Source organism: Oxalobacter formigenes, from assembly GCF_002127965.1.
GTDB lineage: Bacteria > Pseudomonadota > Gammaproteobacteria > Burkholderiales > Burkholderiaceae_D > Oxalobacter > Oxalobacter formigenes.
This window is the reverse complement of the sequence record NZ_CP018787.1, coordinates 801,598-826,616: the sequence shown is the minus strand read 5'-3', so window position 1 is coordinate 826,616 and position 25,019 is coordinate 801,598. Positions and strand designations below refer to the sequence as shown.

Genomic DNA, 25,019 nt, shown 5'->3' with positions numbered 1-25,019 from the left:
GTCAACCTCACTCATTTTCTGGTAGGTGGCACCGCCTCGTCTTCGACAGGCAGTTCTCTTTGTGGTGTAGCGATACCGATCAATTTCATCTGTGCTTCCTTACGGCCTTTTTTTCCGGATGAAACCTGCTTTTTGTTTTTCATGGCTTCTTCCACAGCAACCAGCGCTTTCTGTGCCGCTTCCTGTTCTCCGGCCCGTCGGCTGGAACCCGTTCCGAACACGTGAATGCCGAATTTGCCGATCGTACATTCGATTTCGAATTCCTGATTGTGCGCGGCACCGTGTGTGGCAACGACCTGGTATTCCGGCAAAGCCAGCTTGTGTCCCTGCAAATATTCCTGCAATTGCGTTTTCGCGTCTTTCCCGAACGTTTCCGGGTCGAGCCCTTTCATCATGTCAGTGAACAGTTGCGTAATGACCCTTCTGACCGTCTCGAAATCGGAGTCAAGGAATATGGCACCGAACAACGCTTCCATTGCATCGGCAAGAATTGAGGGACGCTTGAAGCCACCGGCTTTCAGTTCTCCTTCACCCAGACGCAAAAAACTGGACATATCCAGTTTCTGCGCAATTTCGTACAGTGCCTGCTGTCTGACAAGAGAAGACCTCAGTCGCGACAGATTGCCTTCATTCAGTTCGACATACCGCTCGTACAGATTGATGGCCGTGACGCAATTCAACAGTGAATCGCCCAGAAACTCCAGTCGTTCATTATGATGACTGGAAAAGCTCCGATGAGTCAGTGCCGTCTGGAGCAAGTCGATTTGTCGGAAAGAATATCCGATCCTTTCCTGCAACACATTCACGTTCATCATCGCAATTTGAGAGTTTCCCTGTTCAATCAAAAATCAAGTTTGTGCCATTTGGCGATTAATGGATGCCGCCTATACGCGTCATGTCATTCAAGTTCATCCATACGAGAAACGCCCTGCCGACGATGTATTCATCGGGAACGAAACCCCAGTAACGGCTATCCAGACTGTTGTCCCGGTTGTCGCCCATCATGAAATAATACCCCTCTGGCACCGTACATGAAAATCCTTCCACGTTGTAGGTGCACATCTGGCGGTTTTTGAAACGGTCAGGATGCGGCACATACGTCGGTGCACGATCGTCGTTCAGGATACGGTGTTTGACACCTGCGCCGGACAAATCTTCCTCGAACTGTTTGGAATAAGTCAAACTTTCCGTATCGAGATAGTCGGACATCGGCTGGTATTTCGCCTCGACACCATTGACGGTCAGTTTCTTGTTCCTGTATTCGATCTTGTCGCCACCGACACCGACCACCCGTTTGATATAGTCGAGTGAGGTGTCTTTCGGGAATTTGAAAACGACGACGTCGCCCTTTTCAGGATCACCGAGTCCGATCACTTTCTTGTTGATGACCGGCAGGCGGATACCGTAACTGTACTTGCTGACCAGAATCATGTCGCCGACTTCCAGCGTGGGGACCATCGAGCTCGATGGAATCCTGAACGGTTCCCAGAGAAAGGAACGGATGACGAATACTGCCGCGATCACAGGGAAAAAGCTGCCTGAATATTCCACCCACATCGGCCGCTTCATCAGTTTTTCTTTCAGGGTTTCCCTGCCGGAATCATCGACCTTGATACCTTCCGCCTTCATTCTGGCGTTGCGCTCATCATAGGCAGCTAGTGCGATTTCAGCGGCGGCTTTCCGTTTTTTGACCAGTACCAGCTTGTCGTAGAACCAGACGACACCCGAGATCACCATCAATATGAAAAGGATCAGGGCGAAGTTACCCAGCAAAGACTGCACGTTCATTTTTCATCCACTTGTAAGATTGCCAGGAAAGCTTCCTGTGGAACTTCCACCGATCCAACCTGTTTCATCCGTTTTTTACCTGCTTTTTGTTTTTCAAGCAATTTGCGCTTGCGGGTAATGTCACCGCCATAGCATTTTGCCAATACGTTTTTACGCAAGGCCTTCACGTTTTCACGTGAAATGATCGTCGATCCGATCGCGGCCTGAATGGCGACGTCGAACATCTGGCGCGGGATCAGTTCACGCATTTTCGCCGCGACGGCACGGCCACGGTACTGGCTATTGGCGCGATGCACGATAATCGCCAGCGCATCGACCTTGTCGCCGTTGATCAGCATATCGACCTTCACGACGTCGGAAGAACGATATTCCTTGAATTCATATTCCATCGATGCATATCCGCGCGAGATGGATTTCATCTTGTCGAAAAAATCGAGCACGATTTCCGCCATCGGCAATTCATAGACCAGACGAACCTGCTTGCCGTGGTAATGCATATCCATCTGGATACCACGCTTCTGATTGCACAGCGTCATGATCGGGCCGACGTATTCCTGAGGCATGTAAAGGTTTACCGTCACGATCGGTTCGCGGACTTCCTCGATTCGGGCAGGGTCGGGCATCTTGGACGGATTGTCCACCATCAGCATGTCGCCGTTTTTCAGGATCACTTCATACACGACCGTCGGAGCCGTTGTGATCAGGTCCATGCCGAATTCGCGCTCCAGTCGTTCCTGAACGATTTCCATATGCAAAAGACCAAGGAAACCGCACCGGAAACCGAAGCCCAGCGCCTGCGACACTTCTGGTTCGTATTGCAGGGACGCATCGTTCAGCTTCAGTTTTTCCAGCGAATCGCGCAAGGCGTCGTACTGGTTGGCTTCAACCGGGAATAGACCCGCAAATACCTGCGGCTGCACTTCCTTGAAACCCGGCAGAGGTTCGGAAGCGGGACGCGAGGCCAACGTAATCGTATCGCCGACCTTGGCCGCTGTCAGTTCCTTGATGCCGGCGATAATGAAACCGACCTGCCCCGCCGAGAGGGAATCTTTGGAAACCGAGCGCGGTGAAAAGACACCGATGCTTTCAGCCAGATATTCCGAACCGGTCGCCATCAGGCGAATCCTGTCTTTCGGTTTCAGGGTACCGTTCTTGATACGCACCAGCATGACGACGCCGACGTAATTGTCGAACCATGAATCGATGATCAGTGCCTGCAAAGGGGCTGCCGGATCGCCTTCCGGAGGCGGGATTTTGGCAATGATCGATTCAAGAATATCCTCGACACCGAGTCCCGTTTTGGCGGATGCCAGAACGGCGTCAGACGAATCGATACCGATCACGTCCTCGATTTCGGATTTGGCATTGTCCGGGTCGGCCGATGGCAAATCGATCTTGTTCAGCACCGGAACGACTTCGACGTTCAGGTCGAGCGCCGTATAGCAGTTAGCGACGGTCTGTGCTTCGACCCCCTGCGATGCATCCACCACCAGCAATGCGCCTTCACATGCGGAAAGCGAACGGCTGACTTCATAGCTGAAATCCACGTGTCCCGGGGTATCGATCAGGTTCAGGTTATATACCTGTCCGTCCCGTGCCTTGTAATTCAGTGCAGCGGTCTGTGCCTTGATCGTAATGCCACGTTCCCGTTCGAGATCCATGGAGTCGAGCACCTGAGCTTCCATTTCCCGATCTGACAATCCGCCGCAAAGCTGGATAATCCGGTCAGCCAGCGTGGATTTGCCGTGGTCAATATGAGCAATAATGGAAAAATTACGGATGTTCTTCATTCGTCGTGCACAGAAATAATAACTTGTTCGGATAACACCCAGTCATAAACTGGATAATGGCGACATTTTACTGGATTTCGCCCGAAAAACATGGCCCTGGCGTCGATTAAATCCAGACGATGGGTCATATCTTCCGATTTGTTGTTTAAATCGGCATGAATACAGGTTCCACGCCGGATATTCTAGCGCCCTGACCGTGTCGGAACGCCTTTGCGATGGCGGCTGGCTGCTGCAAATTGTCCTTTACGGCTGTCACCCTGTTTGGGGCGTTCTGTTTTGTTTGCTGTTCTGTTTTTCGGCTGTCCCTGCAAACCGGATTTGACGGCATTGCCCTTTTTCGCCGGAGTGGCGAAACGATTCTGTGCGCCTGCAGGTGCGGATTTCCATGCCGGAACGAGCTGGTTCGGCCCGTTTCCGATCAGGTCGTCACGACCATGCCTGCGGAGCCACTCGCGTAATAGCTGCCAGTTTTCGGGATCGTGATAACGCAAAAAAGCCTTGTGCAAACGGCGGACCTGCCCTTTTCGGGCCGTTTCGACTTTTTCAGAATCGTAAGAAACCGGTTCCAGCGGGTTTCGTTCGGAGTGATACATTGTCGTTGCCAGCGCCAGTGGCGTCGGCATGAAAGTCTGCACCTGATCCGGCCGGAAACGGTTCCGCTTCAGCCACAAGGCCAGATTCAACATGTCTTCATCGGTTGCACCCGGATGCGCGGCGATGAAATACGGGACAAGATACTGTTCCTTGCCCGCTTCCTTCGAATAACGGTCGAACAGGCGCTTGAATTCGTCATACGTCCCGATACCCGGCTTCATCATTTTGGACAGGACGTTCTGTTCCGTATGTTCCGGTGCAATCTTCAACAAACCGCCGACATGATGCGTAACCAGTTCGCGGATGTATTCTGGCGATTTGACGGCGATATCGTAACGGACACCCGAACCGATCAGGATTTTCTTCACTCCCGGCAATGCCCGTGCTTTCCGGTACAGGGAAATGAGTTTGCTGTGGTCGGTATTCAGGTTCTTGCAGATCTGAGGATAAACGCACGACAACCGGCGGCAGACGCTCTGGATTTTTTCGTCGCGGCATCCAAGACGGTACATGTTCGCCGTCGGGCCGCCCAGATCGGAAATGACTCCGGTGAACCCGTCCACGTTATCGCGGATTTCCTCGATCTCGCGGAGGACAGACGGTTCTGACCGGCTCTGGATGATACGGCCTTCATGTTCGGTAATCGAACAGAACGAACATCCCCCGAAACAGCCACGCATGATATTGACGGAAAAGCGGATCATTTCCCATGCCGGAATGGCCTCCCCCTTGTAAGCGGGGTGCGGGCCTCTGGCATAAGGCAATCCGAATACGCCATCCATCTCTTCCATCGCCAGCGGCAAGGGTGGTGGATTCAGCCAGACATCGCGCTCGCCATGCGCCTGAACGAGTGCACGGGCATTGCCTGGATTGGATTCCAGATGCATGACGCGAGATGCATGCGCATACAAAACGGGATCGTCCACGACCTGTTCATACGATGGCAGACGAACGACAGACTGGCTGTTCGCTTTCAGGCGCAGACTGATTTTGCTTTCCCTGATCGATTCCCCGGCAGCTTTGTCCTGCTGTGCTTTCGCACCACACACTTCCTGCTCGGGAAAATAGGGATTGGCATGTTTTTTGACCGGCCCCGGCTTGTCGAGACTCGACGAATCGACTTCCACCCAGTCTTCCGCCGGTTTCCAGCCTTTTGGCACCATGTATGCCGTACCGCGCAAATCGCGGATCGATTCGATTTTCTCTCCCGCAGCAAGACGATGAGACAAGTCGACAATCGCCCGCTCTGCATTGCCGTACACAAGGATGTCGGCCTTGGAATCGGGAAGCACGGAACGCCTGACCTTGTCCGACCAGTAATCGTAATGCGCGACTCGACGAAGACTCGCTTCAATCGAACCGATGACGACCGGAATGCCGGGATAAGCTTCCTTTGCCCGCTGCGCGTAAACGACCAGCGCACGATCGGGACGTTTTCCGGCTTTTCCTCCGGGTGTATAGGCGTCGTCCGAACGGATTTTCCGTTCTGCCGTATAGCGGTTGACCATCGAATCCATATTGCCGGATGTCACGCCGAAATACAGTTTCGGTTTTCCCAGCGCACGGAAAGGCTGTGCCGATTTCCAGTCCGGCTGGGCGATGATCCCGACCCTGAACCCCTGTGCTTCGAGCACACGGCCGATCAGGGCTACCCCGAAGCTGGGATGGTCGATATAAGCGTCTCCGGAAACCAGAATAATGTCGCAGGCATCCCAGCCAAGCGCATCCATTTCCTTTTTCGACATTGGCAAAAAAGGGGCTGCGCCTGCCCGTTTCACTTTGCGGGAAACGTAGGAAAATATGTTTTTCGGGACGACCGTCATATCGGGTTTGAAGAAAAGAGTAAAAATTTCAGCCAGTATAAGTGGGAACTGCCTGAATACAAAAATTTCGCCGGAAAAACATTCTGGCGAAACCATCCTATCGAAAAAAGATCAAACCCTTTATTCGGGTTTCGGGTAATTTACTTCCAGAATGACCAGTTCCTCGATACCTGCCGGTGTATGCAGGGTAACCGTATCGCCTTCACGTGCCTTGATCAGTGTTTTCGCCATTGGCGATATCCAGCTGATTCGGCCTTCCAGCGGATCGAATTCGTCGATACCGACAATCGTGATGGTGTTTTCCTCACCGTCCTCGCGTTCGTAGGTCACTGTCGCGCCGAAGAAGATCTGGTCATTGCCGTAGTGAATGCTGGGATCGAATTCTTCTGCCGCCTCGATTCGTTTGATCAGAAAACGGATACGCCGGTCGATTTCACGAAGGCGACGTTTGCCGTAAATGTAATCGCCGTTTTCCGAGCGGTCGCCATTGGACGCCGCCCATGACACGATCTGGACAACCTGTGGCCGTTCCTTGTCGATGAGAGACAACAACTCGTCTTTCAGGCTCTTTAAGCCGGCAGGAGTGATGTAATTTTTGAAGCCGGCCGGAAGCACGGGAACATTCGGTTCCAGTTCGTCGTCGTTATCCGATTCTTTTGTAAAAGCTTTATTCATAATGTTTTTGACTCAATCGAATAATAAAGTTTTCAGGACAATCAAGCACTATGAAAATGGTCAAACGCTGACCGGCATTGCACCCTCTGATCGAACAAAAAGGCCTGAAGCCGCTTTCACGGCATCAGACCCTTTCGAGCGTCTTGTCTTACTCAGCCGTTGCCAGAGAAAGATTCAGCTGGTTTCTTACCGGATCTTCCGGAGTCGGGGCCAGATGTTTGCGTTCGTATTCCAGACGGTTCAGATAATCGGCAGAAACGTCACCGGTAATGTACAAGCCGTCAAAACAGGAAGCCTCAAAGCTTCTCAAAGCCGGATTGACGTCGGTTATAGACTGTTTCAATGCCGACAGATCCTGATAGACCAGCGCATCGGCTGTCATTTCACGACGGACTTCCTCGTCGGTACGACCATAAGCGATCAGTTCGTCACGGGTCGGCATGTCGATACCGTATACGTTAGGGTAAATCACCGGAGGTGCAGCGGAGGCGAAAATCACTTTATTGGCACCGGCTTCACGCACCATCTGGACGATTTCCTTGCAGGTCGTGCCGCGGACGATGGAATCATCGACCAGCAACACATTCTTGCCCTTGAATTCAGAACCGATGGTGTTCAGTTTCTGGCGGACGGAACGCTTGCGGACCGCCTGTCCCGGCATGATAAAGGTACGGCCGATATAGCGGTTCTTGATCAGGCCTTCACGATATTCGATGCCCAGTTTCAGGGCAAGCTGGATGGCGGCAGGACGGGATGAATCCGGAATCGGCATGACAACGTCGATATCACCTGTCGAAACCTGGCGTTTGATCTTGTCTGCCAGATGTTCACCCATTTTCAGGCGTGTGGCATACACCGACGCGCCATCGATCAGTGAATCGGGACGGGCCAGATAGACGTATTCGAAAATACAAGGGTTCAGGCTCGGATTTTCAGCGCATTGCTGGTTGTACAGATTGCCTTCGATATCGATGAAAATCGCTTCACCCGGCATGACGTCGCGCAGGAAGCGAAAACCCAGACCTTCGAGTGCAACGGATTCACTCGCAACCATGTATTCCGTGCCCTTGTCCGTTTCGGCAAAACCGATACAGAGGGGCCGGATACCGTACGGATCGCGGAAAGCGAGAATACCGGCATCGGTGATATGGGCAACGGCAGCGTAAGCGCCGCGAACCCGTTTATGCAATATGGAAACGGCCTTGAAGAGTGCTGCCGGGTCCAGCGAATAACCGCTGGTCGCTTCCTGGATTTCATGTGCCAGCACGTTTAACAGCACTTCGGAATCCGAGTTCGTATTGATGTGACGGCGATCGTTTTTGAACATTTCGCCTTTCAACTGTTCACAATTGGTCAGATTGCCGTTGTGGGCAAACGTGATGCCGAAAGGTGCATTCACATAGAATGGCTGTGCTTCTTCTTCATTCTTGGCAGAACCGGCTGTCGGGTAACGGACATGGCCGATACCGCAGTTTCCGGGCAACGCGCGCATATTCCGGGTACGGAAAACGTCTCTGACCAGACCGTTTGCCTTGAACATCGCGAACTTGCCGTTACTGCTGGTGGCAATACCGGCAGCGTCCTGACCGCGATGCTGCAAAAGCTGCAATGCATCATAGATCAGCTGGTTGACAGGTGTCTGGGAAACAATACCAACGATGCCACACATGGTGGACTCCTCAATCAAAAATTAAGAAAACAAAACCACAGGAATACATCGAAACCGATAGGATACCCTGAATCAGAAATGTATGTATTCCACAAAATAATCCGGCAAATACGGCATGGTCATTTTCGCTGCCTGCACTGCCATCGGGCTGAACATCGCATTCTTCCAGAACGGCTGCTCGGGTATTTTTGTCATCCCGCAAACCAGAACGAGTGCCAGAGCGACCAGCGCCCCTTTTGCAAGCCCGAACAACGCGCCCAGAAAACGGTCCAGTAACGTCAACCCCGTTGCATGCAATACGACATTGACCAGTCTTGCCAGTATTGCCATGACAATCCGGGTGCCGATAAACAGCACAATGAACGCCACGATCATCCTCATGACATCCCCGGATACCGCACTGGGCAGCCAGGGTATCAGGATATCCCCGTAATGGGTCGCCACATAAAAGGCGACTACCCAGCTAACGAGCGAAATGACTTCGCGCACCAGACCTTTCGTCATGCTGATCAGCATGAAACCGACCAGCAGAAACAGCAATACGTAATCGAAAGCAGTCAAAATGCGATCCAGTCGTCACATCAGTTCGGCAACAGGGTACAGGACAATCCCATGCTTTTGAGTTTTGAACACGTCTTGTCCGCATCGGCCTTGGAGAGGGGCCCGACACGGACACGAATCCGTTCTTCTCCGTTTTTGGCTTTCACTTTCTGGGTATGGGAACGGATTCCCGCCTTGGAAAGTTTCGCCTGCAATTCACTGACCTTTTGCTGCGACGTCAGCGCAGCGACCTGAATGACCTGTTTGCCGGATGTCGATGTTTTGGTATTTTTATCGGCGATCATTTGACCGATCGGATCGGAACCGGCAGCCGCTTTCGCTTTTTCGGCTTTGAGCTTGTCCGCCTTGGCCTTCTCCTGTTTGGCCTTTTCCGCTTTCAGTTTTTCCAGTCTGGCCTTCTCGACTTTTTGTTGTGCCTCGGTCTGTTTTTTCTGTGTGTCGGCATCACTTGTCGTTGCCGTTTTTGGCGCGGCCAGATGCTGTTCGGTAGCGCTCTGTACCGGAGCCGCCTGTTGAACCGGTGGAGTGGAAGGCTGTGCGGCCGGTGCCACGCCCTCTGTCGGAGCGGTAGCAAGCTGTGCCTGTTGGGCTTGTTGTGCCTGATCGGCTGGCGGGGTAACCGCCGTTTCAGTCGTCGGGGCAGATGGCGGAGTCTGTTCGGCTGCAGCCACCTGAACCGGTTTGTTGTCTTTGGAAGGGATGTCGATCAATAAATTGGGTGAAACCGGCCTGGGTTCCGATTCGAAAATCATCGGCAAGACAATGATGGCTGCCACGACCAGTGTAATGGAACCGACAAGGCGTCGGCGAGCCCGTTTCTTTTGTGGCAATTGCGGATCGTCCGCGCTGTTTTTCCGGTTGGAACTTTTTTTGCGATCGATATCGTCCGCGACAAATCTGTCCGCACTACCGGTGCGCGACGTTCCTTCTGAATCAGATTTCGATTTGCCCCAGCGAAAAAGAGAAAAACGGCTCATGCAATCAACGATGGTTGGTTGGTTTCAGGTCACCTTCTTCAGTGACCCCTGTAACGACCCAAAATGATCCGAATGCGACTATTCTATCATTTTTCTGTGCATTGTTCTTGGCGCTTGTCATGGCATCGACAGCATTGTGGTATACGGATATGCACTGGTTGGTTTTTCCGCGCGTAACGCCTGCGGAAATGAGTTTGTCTTTCAGTGCTTCTGCCGTGGCCGCTCTTGGCAAGGGCAAGTCAGTCACATACCAGCGATCCACGCACCCCTTCATCAGCTCGATAACACCGTCGATATCCTTGTCGGACATGGCACCAAACACGGCATGTGTGGCATGGAATGGTCCCATGTCTTTCAGGTTTTTCGCCAGTACGGCAGCGGCATGGGGATTGTGGGCAACGTCGAGAATGACCGACGGTTCATTCTGAAGAATCTGGAAACGGCCCGGCAGTTCGGTCTTCATGATCCCGCGTTCGATAGCGGCTGCATCCACAGGCAAACGCTGTTGCAATGCTTCCACAGCAGCCACAACCGTCGTAGCATTGTGAATCTGCGTATCTCCCTTCAGGGAAGGAGGGACGAGACTGGCATAAGACGATTTTTCACCCAGATAATCCCAGTGGTCGCCATCGGTTTCAAAACGGTAATCCGTGCCGAAAACCTTGAGCCTGGCGCCAACCGAAGCGGCATGAGCCAAAAGAGACTCCGGCGGATCGATGTCACCATAAAAAGCCGTTTTGCCCTGACGATAAATGCCCGCCTTTTCAAATCCGATCTTTTCACGGGTATCGCCCAGATATTCGACATGGTCGATAGCGACATTCGTGACGATTGCAATGTCCGCATCGATCAGATTCACTGCATCGAGCCGCCCTCCGAGGCCGACTTCAAGAACAAGAACGTCCAGATGCGAATCGGCAAAGAGTTTGAAGGCAACCAGCGTCGTGAATTCGAAAAAGGTCAGCGGAACATCGCCCCTGACTTCCTCGATCACTTCAAAGTAATGTACGAGCGTTTCATCGTCGACCATCTTGCCGTCGATTTTCATACGCTCGTTGAAAAAATGGATATGGGGAGAGGAATACAAACCGGTCTTGTAACCCGCTTCGCCGTAAATCGTCTGGAGCATGGCAGAGGTCGACCCTTTGCCGTTCGTCCCGCCCACCGTGATGACAGGACAATCGAACCGGATGCCCAGCCGTTCTTTCACGACACGAATCCTCTCCAGCCCCATTTCGATATTCCTGGGGTGCAAGCCTTCCACAATCTGAACCCATTCAGAAAGGGAACGATGGTTTCGCTCCGGTTTATTCACGGCTGATTGCCTGGACATCTTCATGAAAAAAGATTGTATTCAAATCATTAAAAACGCAAACGCCTTATTCTTTTGGAACAGGCGTTTGAACTATTAAAAACATAAATGGCTTATGAAATAGTTTCAATCGGCCTGTTTTGCAACATCGCCAGCAAATGGGACAATTCATCGCGCAATTCACGACGATCGACAATCCGGTCGACAGCGCCCTTTTTCATCAGGAATTCGGAACGCTGGAATCCTTCCGGCAGCTTTTCACGCACGGTCTGTTCGATCACGCGCGGACCGGCAAAGCCGACCAGCGCTTTCGGTTCAGCCAGAACAACGTCGCCCATGAAAGCGAACGAAGCGGAAACACCGCCCATTGTCGGATCGGTCAGAACGGAAATGTAAGGCAGGCCTTTATCTGCCAGACGGGTCAGAATCATATTGGTTTTCGCCATCTGCATCAGGGAAAGCAGGCCTTCTTGCATACGTGCACCGCCACTGGCCGTAATGCAGATGAACGGCACTTTCCGCTCGATCGCTTCATTCACGCCGCGAACGAAACGTTCGCCGACGACGGAACCCATCGAGCCGCCCATGAATTCGAATTCGAAACAGGCAACGACCACAGGAACGGATTTGATTGACCCGCCGACAACAATCAATGCATCGGTTTCACCGGTGCCTTCAACAGCAGTCTTAAGACGATCGGGATATTTCTTGCTGTCCTTGAATTTCAGGGAATCGAATGGTGTCACGGACTCGGCAACCTGATAACGACCTTCCGCATCCAGCAAGGCATCCAGTCTGTCGCGGGCACGGATGCGCATGTGATGGCTGCATTGCGGACAAACGTGGGAATTCGATTCCAGATCGGTCCGGTATAACACCGCTTCACAGGACGGACATTTCACCCACAAGCCTTCAGGCACCACCCGGCGTGGTGCCGTCTGATGCTGGATTCGCGGTGGAAGCAACTTGTCAAGCCAACTCATAAAATCTCCTGATCAAACAGGCCATCGGACTGATCCGATGGCCTGTTTTCTGCACTTTTTATTGTATTAAAAAATTCATTCCGGCAAACACCGGATCACAGGACGCTTTTATAACCTGTATAAAATCATTCGTCCAGTGCTTTGCGTATCTCTTTCAAAAAAGATTTCACGGCAGATGCCGCTTCATCCGGTTTTGCACTCTCCAGTTCCTGGATAATCCGGCTGCCGATAACGACGGCATCGGCAGAGGCGCCAAGCGCCCTGGCAGTAGCCGCATCACGGATTCCAAAACCGACACCTACCGGAATGGTAACGTGTTTTTTGATTTTTTCAATCCGGGATGTTACCTCATTTACGTTCAAATTTCCTGAACCTGTGACACCTTTCAGTGAAACATAGTAAATATAGCCACTGGCAATCCGGCCGATTTCCCTGATGCGTTCATCGGTCGACGTCGGCGCCAGCAGAAAAATCATATCGATGTCGTTCGCCTTCAGCTTTGCGGCGAATTCTTCACTTTCTTCCGGGGGATAATCGACGACGAGAACGCCATCAACCCCTTTTTCAGCCGCTTTTTTAATGAAAACATCCACGCCCATGCGCTCGATCGGGTTGGCGTATCCCATCAGAACGACTGGCGTGTTCTCATCCCTGATCCGGAATTCCTCAACGGTATCCAGTACCTTTTCCAGCGTCATGCCTTTTTGCAAGGCGACTTCGGAAGCGTGCTGGATAACCGGGCCGTCTGCCATCGGATCGGAAAACGGAACGCCGAGCTCGATAATATCGGCACCGCCTTCAACCATGGCATGCATGACGGGTACAGTCAGTTCCGGAGAAGGAAAACCGGTCGTGACGAATGGGACAAGCCCCTTTCTGTTCTGCTTTTGCAGACGATTCAATGTTTGTTGTATGCGAGACATAATCAATCCTGTTCCTTAAATTCGGTTAACGGTTCATGCGTTCGTCGTATTAAACGACCTCACCATTGAATGCCGGCTCTCCGGGCGACAGTATGCATATCCTTGTCACCCCGGCCGGACAGATTGACCAGAATTAATTTGTCTTTGGGCAGCGTTGGCGCGAGTTTCGCGGCATAAGCCAATGCATGGCTCGATTCCAGAGCGGGAATGATGCCCTCGATCCGGCAGCAGTCGTGGAAAGCGGCCAGCGCTTCTTCATCATTGATGCCCACATACTCGGCACGCCCGATATCTTTCAGCCATGCATGTTCTGGGCCGACCCCCGGATAATCCAGACCTGCCGAGACGGAATGGGTATCGATTATCTGGCCATCGCCATCCTGCAAAAGATAGGTACGGTTGCCGTGCAGAACGCCCGGTATGCCCCCGCTCAGGGAGGCGGCGTGTCGTCCGGTTTCCATCCCGTCACCGGCCGCTTCCGCACCGACCAGTCTCACGTCCTTGTGGTCGATATACGGATAGAAAATGCCCATGGCATTGGAACCGCCGCCGACACAGGCGACGACAACGTCTGGCTGGCGTCCAGTCAGTTCCGGCATCTGCACCAGACATTCCTCACCGATGACAGACTGGAAATCCCGTACCATCATCGGATAAGGGTGAGGTCCCGCTACGGTACCGATAATATAAAAAGTCGTTTCGACGTTGGCGACCCAGTCGCGCATGGCTTCGTTCAGTGCGTCTTTCAGGGTTTTGGAACCGGATTCGACCGGAATCACGTTAGCACCCAAAAGCTTCATCCGGTAAACGTTCTGTGCCTGACGTTCAACGTCTTCACTGCCCATGTAAACATGGCATTCGAGACCGAAACGGGCACAGATCGTGGCTGTCGCCACACCGTGCTGGCCTGCACCGGTTTCCGCGATGATACGCTTCTTGCCCATGCGTCTTGCCAACAGAGCCTGCCCGATCACGTTATTGACCTTGTGAGCGCCCGTATGGTTCAGGTCTTCGCGTTTCAGGTAAATCTGCGCGCCACCCAATATGTCGGACCAGCGGGAAGCGTGATAAACGGGAGAAGGGCGACCGACGTAATGTTTCAGTTCATGGCGGAACTCGGCCAGAAAATCCGGATCGTCCTTGTAACGCGCATAAGCCTCGTTCAGTTCATCCAGTGCGTGAATAAGGGTTTCGGAAACGAAACGGCCACCGTAAATGCCGAAATGGCCTTTGGCATCCGGCAAATGATAGTCGGATGTTTCGAACAGCGCATTGGAAGCGCTGCAACAACAGTCTTTGTCTTTCATGGAAATTCTCTCGATTGTGCAATTGCGTTTTCAACTCAATGAAAACGGAACAGGCCCGAAATCCGGTTCAGATAGGCTCGCCCGCCTGACGGACAGCTCTTATGAAAGCCCGGATTTTCTCGGCATCCTTGATGCCCTTTGCCGCCTCCACGCCACTGCTGACGTCAACGGCAAACGGGCGCAGTTCAGAAACTGCACCAGCGACATTTTGCGCACTCAAGCCACCACTCAAAACGACCCGAGGCCCTATTTCTTTTGATACGAGAGACCAATTGAAAACCTTTCCTGCTCCGCCGTAAGCGTCCGTCCAGGTATCCAGAAGCAAACCCTTGAAATACGGACTGGCATTGCGATAAATCCGTTCATATTGTAGCAAATCATCGGCTGTTGTATCCGGTTTGACGCGAAAAACGCGGATAAACGGCCTGTTCGTCGCAGCGGCCGCTTCGGCACACCACTCTGGCGACTCGTCGCCATGAAACTGCAAAAGAGATAAATGTGTCGTTTCGACAACAGCGGCAATGTCGTCGATATCGGCATTGACGAAAAGGCCGACCGATGTCACGAAAGGAGGCATTTCGGCCATCAGTTCCGACGCTTTGTGAGCAGACACATAACGCGGGCTGGCCGGATAAAAAACGAAGCCCAGTGCGTCAGCGCCAGCGTCAACTGCCGTTTGTACATCTTCCCTGCGGGTCAGCCCGCAAATTTTTACTCGGGTTCGATTCATGATTTCGTCATTTTAAAACCGGATTGTAAACCGCCTGATCTCTTCATATTTCAAGGAAAAACATCTTCCCGTTGCGGCAAGCCCCATTTCGCCTCGTAATGCACGCGCGACAGATACAGGCCGTCCGGCATGAAAGTCGGAGCCGCCAGGGAACGGTCTTTCGCATCGAGCAATTGCTTCATCCATTCAGGCGGATGATTGCCCTTTCCAATGTACACCAGCGAACCGACGATATTGCGCACCATATGATGCAAAAATGCATTAGCCTCGAACGTGAACACGATCAGATTGCCCTGTTTTTCAATGTCGATGCGTTTGACGGTTTTGACCGGCGTAATCGACTGGCATTCTGCGGCACGGAACGCTGAAAAATCGTGCTCACCCAACAACAAACCGGCCCCTTTTTGCATCAGTCCGATATCCAGTGGCTTGAAAACCCATCCGGCACGGTTTTTCCATAAAGGCGAACGTACCGGGCTGTTATAGATCAGGTAGCGGTACCGTCGCGCCATTGCACTCGAACGCGCATGAAAACCATCCTTTCCTCCCGGCACTTCACATGCCCAGCGTACAGCAATGGATGAAGGCAGATAGGCATTGACTCCCCTCACCCATGAAACGGGCAAGCGGTCGAGTTCCGTATCCAGATGGACGACCTGTTCGCTTGCATGGACGCCCGCATCGGTACGTCCGGCACACATGGTTGAAATGCGGGTCCGGGTAAACCGGAAAATCGCTTCCTGCAACTGGTCCTGAACGGTCATGCCATCCGGCTGGGTTTGCCACCCCCGCCAGTTTGTTCCGTCATATTCGATGCCCAGTGCGATGCGTTTCATTTGTCGGTTTTATTGTTTCACCTGTCCCCTATTTTACCTGCGCAAATTATATTCATCACCTCCGGAAACGACTTATCAAACAAAAATATGATTTTCATAATATTGATTTTTTAAAAATGGATCAATGGTAACCGGCGTCATCGAAAAGATTCGCATTAAAAGGCTTCGCCCTTGCAAACGGCAGTCTGTCAAAAGAAATATCATCAATGTGAAAATGATTCTCATTCTCACATTGATATACCGGAACAACAAGACTACAATATGAGAACGATTTTCAAATTCAGAAAAAAGGATCTCTTTTGAACAGGTCATCGCAATATCAGACCAGACACCGGAAAACGCTGTTTTCGTATCTGGAATCGTTATCGGGAAAACACGTGACGGCAAGCGATATTCATCACCATTTCCAGCAACTGGGCATATCCATCGGTATGTCCACCATATACCGGCATCTGGAAAGAATGATCGATGAAGGCCTTGTCAATCAATACCTTCTGGACAAGACCGACGCTGCCTGTTTTGAGTATGTGGGTTCCCATCAGGAAGATGAAAAGACCTCATGCTTCCATTTCAAATGCGAGTCATGCGGAAAACTGATTCATTTGCATTGTGATGAACTGGGACTGATACAAGATCATCTTTTGAAAAAGCATGGGCTCGATATCAATTCCCTGCGCACGGTTTTGTATGGAAGTTGCACCCAGTGCATGAATTCGTCTCATCGTTGAGCGTGCAGATTATCCAGATTCAAGGCATTTCATGAGAATTTTTCGACAAAATAGAACCCTGGCGATCTTTTTATGTATCGCACTGGTTTATCTTGCCATTTTCTCAACATGCCACTTTCATCACGACACCGGCGATGAAGGTTTTGGTGTTCCCTGCCCTGTCTGCACATCTCTCAAACTTGCTGACCACCCCATTGAACCGGCCGGATTCATGGAAATCCTTTCGTTCAGTTTGATTTCGGGGGCACTCTTCCTGTTAATACCTCTGTGCGCTGGCCGAATTCTCCTTTTATCCCATGCCACGCCAATCAGCCAGAAAACCAGAATGAATAATTGAGACTTTCCTCTGGTGTTACAACACATTTTTTACTGGCCAACTCAGGCATCTGCCTGTTTTTGCCTGTGTTTGACTGTCCTGGAAGGTTTTAAACAAATGAAACGTTTTTTTTCTATTCTGATCATGGCGGTATTGTCTCTTTGCTTTCTGGTTGCCTGCCAGTCGCGTACTCAGGAAGACAAGCCCAACCCGCACAAACTGAAAGTTGTTACCACGATTTTTCCGCAGTACGATTTCGCACGGCAGCTGGCCGGTGACAAGGCAGAAGTTACCATGTTGCTCAAACCGGGCATGGAAAGCCATACTTATGAACCCACTCCGCAGGATATCAAGCTGATCCGGAATTCCGACCTGTTCATTTATACAGGAGGCGAAAACGACGTCTGGATTGAAGAAATCCTGAGTTCAATGGGTGACAAAAAACCGGCAACCCTGAAATTGCTCGATATTGTTCCGACCGTCAAGGAAGAAGTCGTCAAGGGAATGGAACACGATCATGACGACGGCGAAGATGAACTGGACGAGCATGTCTGGACTTCCCCCAAAAACGCCATGGCGATTGTAAACAGCATCGCCGCGAAGATGAGTGAAAAAGATCCGGAAAACGCAAAAGCTTATGAAACAAACCGCGAAAACTATATTCTTCAACTGAAATCGCTGGATGACGCTTTCCGAAACGTTGTAAAGAACGCCAAACGCAAAACGATACTTTTCGGCGACCGTTTTCCATTCCGTTATTTTGCCGATGAATATGGACTGAAATACTATGCGGCCTTTTCAGGTTGCTCCACCGAAACCGAGGCCAGCGCCGCAACGATGGCATTCCTGATCGATCGGGTAAAACGGGAACATCTTCCCGTCGTTTTCACCATTGAATTTTCAAACGGCAAAATTGCGGACGCTATCAGTGACGCCACCGGTGCACGGAAAATGACCCTGTTTTCCAATCACAACATCACTCGTGACCAGTTGGAAGCCGGCGAAAACTTTCTTTCCATGATGAATAAAAACGTCGAAAGCCTGAAGGCTGCGTTGAATTGACGATACCCGGGGCGGTAATTTTCAGATCACCGCCCTGACGTGACGGGAATATTTTAATAAAAAGATCGGTCAGCTAATGAACATGATTTCCTGCAAAAACGTTTCTTTCGCTTACGACAATGTCGTTACCGTTAAAGATCTCAATTTCAGCATAGTGGATGGCGATTATTTTTGTATTGTCGGAAAAAACGGCTCGGGAAAAAGCACCCTGCTCAAAGGACTTCTTCACCTGAAAAAGCCATTCGCCGGCATTATTGAAATGCATAACCGGCTTGCACCCGCCGAAATCGGCTATTTACCCCAACAGACAAGTATCCAGAAAGATTTTCCTGCCAGTGTTTATGAAGTCGTTTTATCAGGATGCCTGAACAGACTGGGTTTCAGGCCATTTTATTCAAAAAATGAAAAAAATGTCGCCGAGCACAATATGGAACGGTTGGGAATCGGTCATTTGAAAAACAAATGTTACCGTGAACTGTCTGGTGGACAGCAGCAACGGGTCCTGCTTGCCCGCGCCTTGTGCGCGACAAAAAAAGCGATATTGCTGGATGAACCGGTGGCGGGGCTGGACCCCGTCGTTTCACAGGAAATGTACGAGCTGATTCAAACAATAAACGGACAAGGCATTACGGTCATTATGGTCTCGCACGACATTCCATCTACCATGAAATATGCGAAACACATTTTGCATCTTCACCATACCCAGCTTTTTTTCGGGACTGCCGGGGAATACCAGAACAGCGATATTGGCCGGAGATTCATTGGAAAGGAGACATATGTTCAGCCTGATGCTTGAAATATTTTCCTATCCTTTCATGGTACGGGCCATTCTGGTCGGTACTTTTGTCGCATTGTGTTCGTCATTGCTGGGTGTCAGCCTGGTATTGAAACGTTATTCCATGATCGGAGATGGTCTTTCACATGTCGGGTTCGGCGCTCTGGCACTGGCAACTGCACTGAACGCCGCTCCGCTTTCCGTTGCGATTCCCGTTGTCGTGGCTGCCTCCTTCGTGTTGCTCAGAATCAGCGAAAACAGCAAAATCAAGGGCGACGCGGCTATTGCACTCATTTCAACCGGAGCGCTGGCAACGGGCGTCATGATTCTTTCAATGACCACGGGGATGAATACCGATGTTTGCAATTATCTTTTCGGCAGCATTCTCGGCATGTCCCGTAATGACGTTTACCTGAGCCTCGCCCTTTCCATTGCCATTCTGCTGATGTTCATCCTGTTTTACAACCGGATCTTTGCCATCACTTTCGACGAATCGTTTGCCAGTGCAACTGGAAACCGTTCCGGATTTTATAACATGCTGATTGCGCTGATGTCCGCCCTGATTATCGTTCTCGGAATGCGGATGATGGGAGCCTTGCTGATCTCCAGCCTGATCGTCTTTCCTGCCCTGACGTCAATGCGTCTTTGCAGAAAATTCAGGACTGTGATCATCAACTCGGCTGTTATATCCGTCATATGCCTGTGGATCGGCATCGTGATTTCTTATGAGTATGCGACTCCAACCGGTGCCAGTATCGTGATATGCAATATTGCGGCTTTTCTGCTTTATTGGCTGATCCAGACAATCAAAAAAACATTTTTCCATGAGCAAATAATATGAAGAAATTCTGCATTACAGTGGCGCTATGTCTTCTTGTTTCAGGCTGCAGCAATCCGGCTGGCCGAATGGGATTCGATGCAAAACCGCCGAAAATGGACGACACCCCAACAATTTATTCGGATTCCCTGGCAGACACTTCCAGGGAAGAAGTTTCTGATGAAGAAGAAGTACCCGAGCCATATAATCCGAATCCTGATTCGGATATTCTTGAAATCAGTGAAAAAATGTTCCTGACGCAAATCAACGACATTTATTACAATTTTGATGAATACAAAGACAAAACCATTATTGTGGAAGGGATGTACGCCTCGTTCACGACCCGTGACGGCAGCCTGAAGGTTCCGGTTATTTATCGTTACGGCCCGGGTTGCTGCGACAACGATGGCTGGGGCGGTTTTCTGCTGAAATATGCAGGACAACTCCCACAGGAAAAAGACTGGATTCGTGTAACCGGAACACCTGAACTGACACGAACACCTGAAGGCTACACCAATCTCGTTCTGAATGTCATTTCCATCGAAAGGAAAACGCAACATGGCAAGGAACTGGTAACGCAATAAAACAAAAGGGTAAATCTGCATGGCGCGATTTACCCTTTTTAAACTCTCTATAGCCTGCTCCATTCATGTCAAGGCAATAATGGCGGCCCTGCACTTACAGTTAAAGAATGGTGAAAAGCCTTTCCTGCCTGGAACGTTCAAATCAGGCAATCATTCCGAAAACAAACCATCCCGTCATTCCAGGATGATTCGCAGCATGCGACGCAACGGTTCGGCAGCCCCCCAAAGCAACTGGTCGCCGACAGTAAATGCGGAGAGGTAATCATTACCCATTTCCAGCTTGCGCAAGCGTCCGACCGGAATCGTCAGACTACCGGAGACGGCGGCAGGCGTCAGGTCACGCACCGAATCCTCTTTCGTATTCGGCACGACTTTCGCCCACTGGTTGTGGCTTTTCAGGATATCGGTGATTTCGTCCAGCGGCACGTCTTTTTTCAGCTTGATCGTCAATGCCTGGGAATGGCAACGCATTGCACCGACACGGACGCAGAGGCCGTCAACGATAACCTTGTTGCCATCGTTTTTGCCCAGAATCTTGTTGGTTTCGGCGCCGCCTTTCCATTCCTCGCGTGACATGCCATTGCCCAGATCGGTATCGATCCAGGGGATCAGGTTACCTGCGAGAGGGACACCGAACTGTTTCGTTTCATCGGCCGTCATGCCACGCTGGCGAGCCAGCACCTGACGGTCGATTTCAAGAATGGCCGAAGCCGGGTTTTCCAGATTCATCCTGACTTCGGTATGGATGGAACCGAACTGGGTCAGCAGTTCCCGCATGTGTTGCGCACCACCGCCGGAAGCGGCCTGATACGTCATCGACGTCATCCATTCGACGAGATCGTTTTCAAACAGGCCACCGAGGCCCATCAGCATGCACGAAACGGTGCAATTTCCGCCGATGTAGTTCTTGATACCTTTGGAGAGGCCATCTTCAATGACCTTGCGATTGACCGGGTCGAGAATGATCAGTGCATCGTCGTTCATGCGCAGCTTGGAAGCGGCATCAATCCAGTAACCATCCCATCCGGCTGCCCGCAACTTCGGAAAAACGTCAACGGTATAGTCACCGCCCTGGCAGGAAATCAGGATGTCGCATTTTTTCAGTTCGTCGATATTGAAAGCGTCTTTCAGGACGGTTTCGTTTTTCGCCATTGCAGGCGCCTTGCCTCCAACGTTCGACGTCGTGAAGAAAACGGGCTCGAACAAATCGAAATCGTTTTCTTCCTGCATACGCTGCATCAGAACGGAACCGACCATTCCGCGCCAGCCAATCAATCCTACCAGTTTCATTTAATCACCCGATCAATCATCCAGACATGTCTTACAGAGCGGCGACGACAGCGTCACCCATTTCCTTCGTACCGACACGTTTGGTGCCTTCTTCATAAATATCACCCGTACGCAATCCATCCGCCAGCACTTTCTTGACAGCTTTTTCAATACGGTCTGCCTGTTCGCCCATGTTCAGGGAGTAGCGCAGCATCATTGCGGCAGACAAAATCTGTGCCAGCGGGTTGGCAATGCCTTTGCCGGCGATATCCGGAGCGGAACCGTGAGACGGTTCGTACAGCCCCTTGTTGTCTTCGTCCAGCGAAGCGGACGGCAGCATGCCGATCGAACCGGTCAGCATCGCAGCTGCGTCGGACAGGATGTCGCCGAACATGTTGCCGGTCACGATAACGTCCAGTTCTTTCGGTGCGCGAACCAGTTGCATGGCGGCGTTATCGACGTACATGTGATCCAGTTTGACGTCAGGATATTCCCTGGACACGTCGATCATGATTTCACGCCAGAGCTGTGAGGTTTCCAGCACGTTGGCCTTGTCGACGGACGTCAGGCGTTTGCCGCGTTTTTTGGCCGTCTGGAAAGCGATGTGAGCGATACGACGGATTTCCGGTTCAGCGTAACGCATGGTATCGAAACCTTCACGGGCACCTTCAAAAGCACCGTCCGGTGCAGAACGGTGGCCACGTGGCTGGCCGAAATAAATGTCACCGGTCAATTCGCGGACGATCAGCAGATCCAGTCCGGAAACGACTTCCGGTTTCAGCGTCGAAGCGCCTGCCAGTTCAGGATAGAGGATGGCCGGACGCAAATTGGCGAACAGTTTCAGGTTTTTGCGCAGGCCTAAAATAGCCTGTTCCGGACGCAGGGAACGTTCCAGCGTGTCGTATTTGAAATCGCCGACGGCACCAAAGAGGATCGCATCGGCTTCCTTTGCCAGCTTCAGTGTCCCTTCCGGCAACGGATGGCCGTGAGCGGCATAACCTGCGCCACCGACGTCGGCCCATTCCATTTCAAATTTTTCATCAAGCGCATTCAATACGCGAGCGGCCTCATTCAGAATTTCCGGGCCGATACCGTCACCCGGCAGCATTGCAATCTTCACGTCTTTCCTCTCGTATGGGGTTCCGCCTTCGTCGGGAAGAACCGTTTTTATGTATTTATAAAACAATCAAATCGTATTGGCCAGCCAGGGCTGTTCGCCGACATGGCGTTTTTCGTATTCCCGGATCTTGTCCGCCTTTTGCAGTGTCAGGCCGATATCGTCCAGACCGTTCATCAGGCAATATTGGCGGAACGGGTCAATCGCGAAAGTGAACGCGATGGAAGCGTCATCGTTTCTGACGACCATTTTTTCCAGATCGACCGTCAGCTGATAACCCGGATTCGCTTCAACGGCCGTAAACAGCTGCTCGACCTGTTCTTCCGACAGGGTAATCGGCAGAAAACCGTTCTTGAAACAGTTGTTGAAGAAAATGTCGGCAAAGCTCGGTGCGATGACGGCTTTGAAACCATACTGTTGCAAGGCCCAGGGAGCATGCTCGCGGGAAGAACCGCATCCGAAATTCTTGCGTGCCAGCAAAATCGAGGCGCCTTCATAACGCGGCTGATTCAACACGAAATCCGGATTGACCGGACGGATGGAATTGTCCATACCCGGCTCGCCATGATCGAGATAGCGCCATTCGTCAAACAGGTTCGGGCCGAAGCCTGTCCGCTTGATCGATTTCAGAAACTGCTTGGGGATAATCGCATCCGTGTCCACGTTGACACGATCCAGTGGCACGACCAATCCGGTATGTACGGTAAATTTTTCCATGATTCAAATCAATCCATGTGTCTTTCGTTCGAAAACAAAAGAGCCGGCTTCCCTGTCCAGTGCGTCGGAAAGCCGAAAACAAAACAAATTCACTTCCAGAATAAACGTTATTTCTAACGTTTATTTAGCAGCTTTTTCTACGGCAGAACCTGCTTTCTGCACATCCTTGCCTACACCTTGCACGGTATTGCAACCCGCCAGAAAAGCCACTGCTGCCAGAACAGCGATCAAAGCTCTCATCTTATTCTCCTTCTTTTAACGGTTTTCACGCACATCAACAAAATGTCCGGCAATGCCAGCTGCTGCTGCCATTGCAGGTGATACTAAATGGGTTCTGCCACCCTGTCCTTGTCGTCCTTCAAAATTCCGGTTCGACGTGGATGCACAACGTTCGCCCGGAGCGAGCCGGTCGTCGTTCATCGCCAGACACATGGAGCAGCCCGGTTCGCGCCATTCGAAACCGGCTTCGATAAAGATCTTGTCCAGACCTTCTTTTTCCGCCTGTTCTTTCACGAGACCGGAACCGGGAACAACCATCGCCAGCGCCACGTTCGGGGCACGTTTTTTACCCTTGACGACAGCTGCGGCCGCTCTCAGGTCCTCGATACGCGAATTGGTGCAGGAACCGATGAAAACCTTGTCGATGGCAATCGACGTGATGGGCATATTCGGCTGCAAATCCATGTACTTCAGTGCGCGAACGATCGCATCACGGCGGATCGGATCGGCTTCGTTGGCCGGATCAGGCACTTTTCCATCAACCGAAGTCACCATTTCCGGGGACGTACCCCATGTGACCTGAGGCTGGATTTCGGAAGCATCCAGTTTGACGACTGCGTCGAATTTTGCGCCTTCATCGGAATGCAGGGTCTTCCAGTATGCGACCGCTTTTTCCCACTGGTCGCCTGTCGGAGAGAATGGACGGCCCCTGACGTATTCGATTGTCGTATCGTCTACGGCGACCATACCGGCACGGGCACCTGCCTCGATCGCCATATTGCACAGGGTCATCCGGCCTTCCATGGACAAACCACGGATGGCGGAACCAGCGAACTCGATGGCATAACCGGTACCGCCGGCCGTTCCGATCTTGCCGATGACAGCCAGTACAATGTCTTTCGCGGTAACGCCTTCGCCCAGTTGCCCTTCGACTTCAACAAGCATCGATTTCGATTTTTTCGCCAGAAGCGTCTGGGTTGCGAGAACGTGTTCGACTTCCGACGTACCGATACCATGAGCCAGACAACCGAAAGCGCCGTGGGTCGAGGTATGCGAATCGCCGCAGACAACAGTCATGCCCGGAAGGGTTGCACCCTGTTCAGGCCCGATGACGTGCACGATGCCCTGACGATTGTCGGCCATGTTGAAATAGGTCAGATTGAACGCTTTTGCATTCATATCCAGCGTTTCGACCTGCAAACGTGAAATCGGGTCGGCAATCGGACCCTGGCGGTTCTGCGTCGAGACATTGTGATCGGCTACCAGCAGATTGGCAGAATCCCTCCAGGGCTTGCGGCCTGCGATACGCAGTCCTTCAAACGCCTGCGGGCTGGTGACTTCATGCAGAAGGTGGCGATCGATATACAAAATCGTCGTACCGTCTTTTTCCGTATCCACTACATGGGATTCCCAGAGTTTGTCGTAGAGAGTTTTTGCCATGATGCTT

Annotated in this window: 24 protein-coding genes; 5 read left to right on the top strand and 19 right to left on the bottom strand. The window is 51.6% G+C overall.

The genetic code is table 11. The features are described from left to right. Positions 1–11: 11 nt before the first annotated feature. The 14 genes from rnc to truA form a co-directional block, all read right to left on the bottom strand. Positions 12–815 (bottom strand): ribonuclease III, encoded by an 804-nt coding sequence (rnc, locus tag BRW83_RS03920; RefSeq protein WP_232451495.1) that lies wholly within the window; start codon positions 813–815, stop codon positions 12–14. 55 nt (positions 816–870) lie between these two features. Beyond that, entirely contained in the window at positions 871–1,788 is a 918-nt protein-coding gene (lepB, locus tag BRW83_RS03915; protein WP_036603090.1) for a signal peptidase I, read from the bottom strand. Continuing rightward, positions 1,785–3,578 (bottom strand): translation elongation factor 4, encoded by a 1,794-nt coding sequence (gene lepA, locus BRW83_RS03910; protein WP_005881369.1) that lies wholly within the window; start codon positions 3,576–3,578, stop codon positions 1,785–1,787. The genes lepB and lepA overlap by 4 nt, the downstream gene beginning before the upstream one ends. Positions 3,579–3,760: 182 nt before the next feature. Then, positions 3,761–5,995, bottom strand: a complete 2,235-nt coding sequence (locus BRW83_RS03905; RefSeq protein WP_036603929.1) for a YgiQ family radical SAM protein — start codon at positions 5,993–5,995, stop codon at positions 3,761–3,763. A 120-nt stretch (positions 5,996–6,115) separates the two neighbouring features. Continuing rightward, positions 6,116–6,670 carry a transcription elongation factor GreB gene (gene greB / locus BRW83_RS03900; RefSeq protein WP_005881373.1) on the bottom strand — a complete coding sequence of 185 codons (555 nt, stop codon included), beginning with the start codon at positions 6,668–6,670 and terminating at the stop codon, positions 6,116–6,118. 148 nt (positions 6,671–6,818) lie between these two features. After that, positions 6,819–8,339: an amidophosphoribosyltransferase gene (gene purF, locus BRW83_RS03895; protein ID WP_005881375.1), complete on the bottom strand. Its 1,521-nt coding sequence runs from the start codon at positions 8,337–8,339 to the stop codon at positions 6,819–6,821. Positions 8,340–8,411: 72 nt separating this feature from the next. Beyond that, the gene (locus tag BRW83_RS03890; RefSeq protein WP_005881377.1) at positions 8,412–8,900 is read right to left on the bottom strand and encodes a CvpA family protein; all 489 of its coding nucleotides are present in this window, start codon (positions 8,898–8,900) and stop codon (positions 8,412–8,414) included. A 20-nt stretch (positions 8,901–8,920) separates the two neighbouring features. After that, the gene (locus BRW83_RS03885; protein ID WP_005881378.1) at positions 8,921–9,877 is read right to left on the bottom strand and encodes an SPOR domain-containing protein; all 957 of its coding nucleotides are present in this window, start codon (positions 9,875–9,877) and stop codon (positions 8,921–8,923) included. Positions 9,878–9,881: 4 nt separating this feature from the next. Further along, a complete protein-coding gene (gene folC / locus BRW83_RS03880) occupies positions 9,882–11,210 on the bottom strand; it encodes a bifunctional tetrahydrofolate synthase/dihydrofolate synthase (RefSeq protein ID WP_050757740.1) in 1,329 nt (442 codons plus the stop codon). A gap of 92 nt (positions 11,211–11,302) precedes the next feature. Next, the gene (gene accD / locus BRW83_RS03875; RefSeq protein ID WP_005881382.1) at positions 11,303–12,172 is read right to left on the bottom strand and encodes an acetyl-CoA carboxylase, carboxyltransferase subunit beta; all 870 of its coding nucleotides are present in this window, start codon (positions 12,170–12,172) and stop codon (positions 11,303–11,305) included. 125 nt (positions 12,173–12,297) lie between these two features. Beyond that, entirely contained in the window at positions 12,298–13,095 is a 798-nt protein-coding gene (gene trpA, locus BRW83_RS03870) for a tryptophan synthase subunit alpha (protein ID WP_036603093.1), read from the bottom strand. A gap of 59 nt (positions 13,096–13,154) precedes the next feature. Beyond that, positions 13,155–14,402 carry a tryptophan synthase subunit beta gene (gene trpB / locus BRW83_RS03865; protein ID WP_005881386.1) on the bottom strand — a complete coding sequence of 416 codons (1,248 nt, stop codon included), beginning with the start codon at positions 14,400–14,402 and terminating at the stop codon, positions 13,155–13,157. Between the two features lie 67 nt (positions 14,403–14,469). Then, complete coding sequence (locus BRW83_RS03860) at positions 14,470–15,132, bottom strand: phosphoribosylanthranilate isomerase (protein ID WP_005881388.1); 663 nt, start codon at positions 15,130–15,132, stop codon at positions 14,470–14,472. A 50-nt stretch (positions 15,133–15,182) separates the two neighbouring features. After that, the gene (gene truA / locus BRW83_RS03855; RefSeq protein ID WP_005881390.1) at positions 15,183–15,968 is read right to left on the bottom strand and encodes a tRNA pseudouridine(38-40) synthase TruA; all 786 of its coding nucleotides are present in this window, start codon (positions 15,966–15,968) and stop codon (positions 15,183–15,185) included. A 299-nt stretch (positions 15,969–16,267) separates the two neighbouring features. Here truA and BRW83_RS03845 point away from each other — a divergent pair, with 299 nt between their 5' ends. The 5 genes from BRW83_RS03845 to BRW83_RS03820 all read left to right on the top strand — a co-directional run bounded on the left by BRW83_RS03845 (position 16,268) and on the right by BRW83_RS03820 (position 20,250). Continuing rightward, positions 16,268–16,696 carry a Fur family transcriptional regulator gene (locus BRW83_RS03845; RefSeq protein ID WP_005881391.1) on the top strand — a complete coding sequence of 143 codons (429 nt, stop codon included), beginning with the start codon at positions 16,268–16,270 and terminating at the stop codon, positions 16,694–16,696. Positions 16,697–17,129: 433 nt separating this feature from the next. Next, the gene (locus tag BRW83_RS03835; RefSeq protein ID WP_086131739.1) at positions 17,130–18,074 is read left to right on the top strand and encodes a metal ABC transporter substrate-binding protein; all 945 of its coding nucleotides are present in this window, start codon (positions 17,130–17,132) and stop codon (positions 18,072–18,074) included. Positions 18,075–18,150: 76 nt separating this feature from the next. After that, positions 18,151–18,870 carry a metal ABC transporter ATP-binding protein gene (locus BRW83_RS03830; RefSeq protein WP_005881395.1) on the top strand — a complete coding sequence of 240 codons (720 nt, stop codon included), beginning with the start codon at positions 18,151–18,153 and terminating at the stop codon, positions 18,868–18,870. Next, positions 18,851–19,690 (top strand): metal ABC transporter permease, encoded by an 840-nt coding sequence (locus BRW83_RS03825; RefSeq protein WP_036603098.1) that lies wholly within the window; start codon positions 18,851–18,853, stop codon positions 19,688–19,690. The genes BRW83_RS03830 and BRW83_RS03825 overlap by 20 nt, the downstream gene beginning before the upstream one ends. Next, on the top strand, positions 19,687–20,250 hold the full coding sequence (locus BRW83_RS03820) for a TIGR03943 family putative permease subunit (RefSeq protein WP_005881399.1): 564 nt from the start codon (positions 19,687–19,689) through the stop codon (positions 20,248–20,250). Before BRW83_RS03825 ends, BRW83_RS03820 begins: the two co-directional genes overlap by 4 nt. 174 nt (positions 20,251–20,424) lie before the next feature. On the opposite strand, the gene asd is transcribed toward BRW83_RS03820, so the two are convergent. The 5 genes from asd to leuC all read right to left on the bottom strand — a co-directional run bounded on the left by asd (position 20,425) and on the right by leuC (position 25,012). Next, on the bottom strand, positions 20,425–21,540 hold the full coding sequence (gene asd, locus BRW83_RS03815; RefSeq protein ID WP_005881401.1) for an aspartate-semialdehyde dehydrogenase: 1,116 nt from the start codon (positions 21,538–21,540) through the stop codon (positions 20,425–20,427). A gap of 31 nt (positions 21,541–21,571) precedes the next feature. Continuing rightward, the gene (leuB, locus tag BRW83_RS03810) at positions 21,572–22,639 is read right to left on the bottom strand and encodes a 3-isopropylmalate dehydrogenase (protein WP_036603938.1); all 1,068 of its coding nucleotides are present in this window, start codon (positions 22,637–22,639) and stop codon (positions 21,572–21,574) included. A 66-nt stretch (positions 22,640–22,705) separates the two neighbouring features. Next, complete coding sequence (gene leuD, locus BRW83_RS03805) at positions 22,706–23,353, bottom strand: 3-isopropylmalate dehydratase small subunit (RefSeq protein ID WP_005881405.1); 648 nt, start codon at positions 23,351–23,353, stop codon at positions 22,706–22,708. A gap of 120 nt (positions 23,354–23,473) precedes the next feature. Next, entirely contained in the window at positions 23,474–23,593 is a 120-nt protein-coding gene (locus BRW83_RS03800) for an entericidin A/B family lipoprotein (RefSeq protein ID WP_081442202.1), read from the bottom strand. Between the two features lie 15 nt (positions 23,594–23,608). Beyond that, a complete protein-coding gene (leuC, locus tag BRW83_RS03795) occupies positions 23,609–25,012 on the bottom strand; it encodes a 3-isopropylmalate dehydratase large subunit (RefSeq protein ID WP_005881407.1) in 1,404 nt (467 codons plus the stop codon). Between the last annotated feature and the right edge of the window lie 7 nt (positions 25,013–25,019).

Excerpts from the sequence above, each read along its gene's own strand:
- rnc (WP_232451495.1), bottom strand. The coding sequence starts at position 815 with ATGATGAACGTGAATGTGTTGCAGGAAAGGATCGGATATTCTTTCCGA.
- lepB (WP_036603090.1), bottom strand. The coding sequence starts at position 1,788 with ATGAACGTGCAGTCTTTGCTGGGTAACTTCGCCCTGATCCTTTTCATA.
- lepA (WP_005881369.1), bottom strand. The coding sequence starts at position 3,578 with ATGAAGAACATCCGTAATTTTTCCATTATTGCTCATATTGACCACGGC.
- BRW83_RS03905 (WP_036603929.1), bottom strand. The coding sequence starts at position 5,995 with ATGACGGTCGTCCCGAAAAACATATTTTCCTACGTTTCCCGCAAAGTG.
- greB (WP_005881373.1), bottom strand. The coding sequence starts at position 6,670 with ATGAATAAAGCTTTTACAAAAGAATCGGATAACGACGACGAACTGGAA.
- purF (WP_005881375.1), bottom strand. The coding sequence starts at position 8,339 with ATGTGTGGCATCGTTGGTATTGTTTCCCAGACACCTGTCAACCAGCTG.
- BRW83_RS03885 (WP_005881378.1), bottom strand. The coding sequence starts at position 9,877 with ATGAGCCGTTTTTCTCTTTTTCGCTGGGGCAAATCGAAATCTGATTCA.
- folC (WP_050757740.1), bottom strand. The coding sequence starts at position 11,210 with ATGTCCAGGCAATCAGCCGTGAATAAACCGGAGCGAAACCATCGTTCC.
- accD (WP_005881382.1), bottom strand. The coding sequence starts at position 12,172 with ATGAGTTGGCTTGACAAGTTGCTTCCACCGCGAATCCAGCATCAGACG.
- trpA (WP_036603093.1), bottom strand. The coding sequence starts at position 13,095 with ATGTCTCGCATACAACAAACATTGAATCGTCTGCAAAAGCAGAACAGA.
- trpB (WP_005881386.1), bottom strand. The coding sequence starts at position 14,402 with ATGAAAGACAAAGACTGTTGTTGCAGCGCTTCCAATGCGCTGTTCGAA.
- BRW83_RS03860 (WP_005881388.1), bottom strand. The coding sequence starts at position 15,132 with ATGAATCGAACCCGAGTAAAAATTTGCGGGCTGACCCGCAGGGAAGAT.
- truA (WP_005881390.1), bottom strand. The coding sequence starts at position 15,968 with ATGAAACGCATCGCACTGGGCATCGAATATGACGGAACAAACTGGCGG.
- BRW83_RS03835 (WP_086131739.1), top strand. The coding sequence starts at position 17,130 with ATGAAACGTTTTTTTTCTATTCTGATCATGGCGGTATTGTCTCTTTGC.
- BRW83_RS03830 (WP_005881395.1), top strand. The coding sequence starts at position 18,151 with ATGAACATGATTTCCTGCAAAAACGTTTCTTTCGCTTACGACAATGTC.
- BRW83_RS03825 (WP_036603098.1), top strand. The coding sequence starts at position 18,851 with ATGTTCAGCCTGATGCTTGAAATATTTTCCTATCCTTTCATGGTACGG.
- BRW83_RS03820 (WP_005881399.1), top strand. The coding sequence starts at position 19,687 with ATGAAGAAATTCTGCATTACAGTGGCGCTATGTCTTCTTGTTTCAGGC.
- asd (WP_005881401.1), bottom strand. The coding sequence starts at position 21,540 with ATGAAACTGGTAGGATTGATTGGCTGGCGCGGAATGGTCGGTTCCGTT.
- leuD (WP_005881405.1), bottom strand. The coding sequence starts at position 23,353 with ATGGAAAAATTTACCGTACATACCGGATTGGTCGTGCCACTGGATCGT.
- BRW83_RS03800 (WP_081442202.1), bottom strand. The coding sequence starts at position 23,593 with ATGAGAGCTTTGATCGCTGTTCTGGCAGCAGTGGCTTTTCTGGCGGGT.
- leuC (WP_005881407.1), bottom strand. The coding sequence starts at position 25,012 with ATGGCAAAAACTCTCTACGACAAACTCTGGGAATCCCATGTAGTGGAT.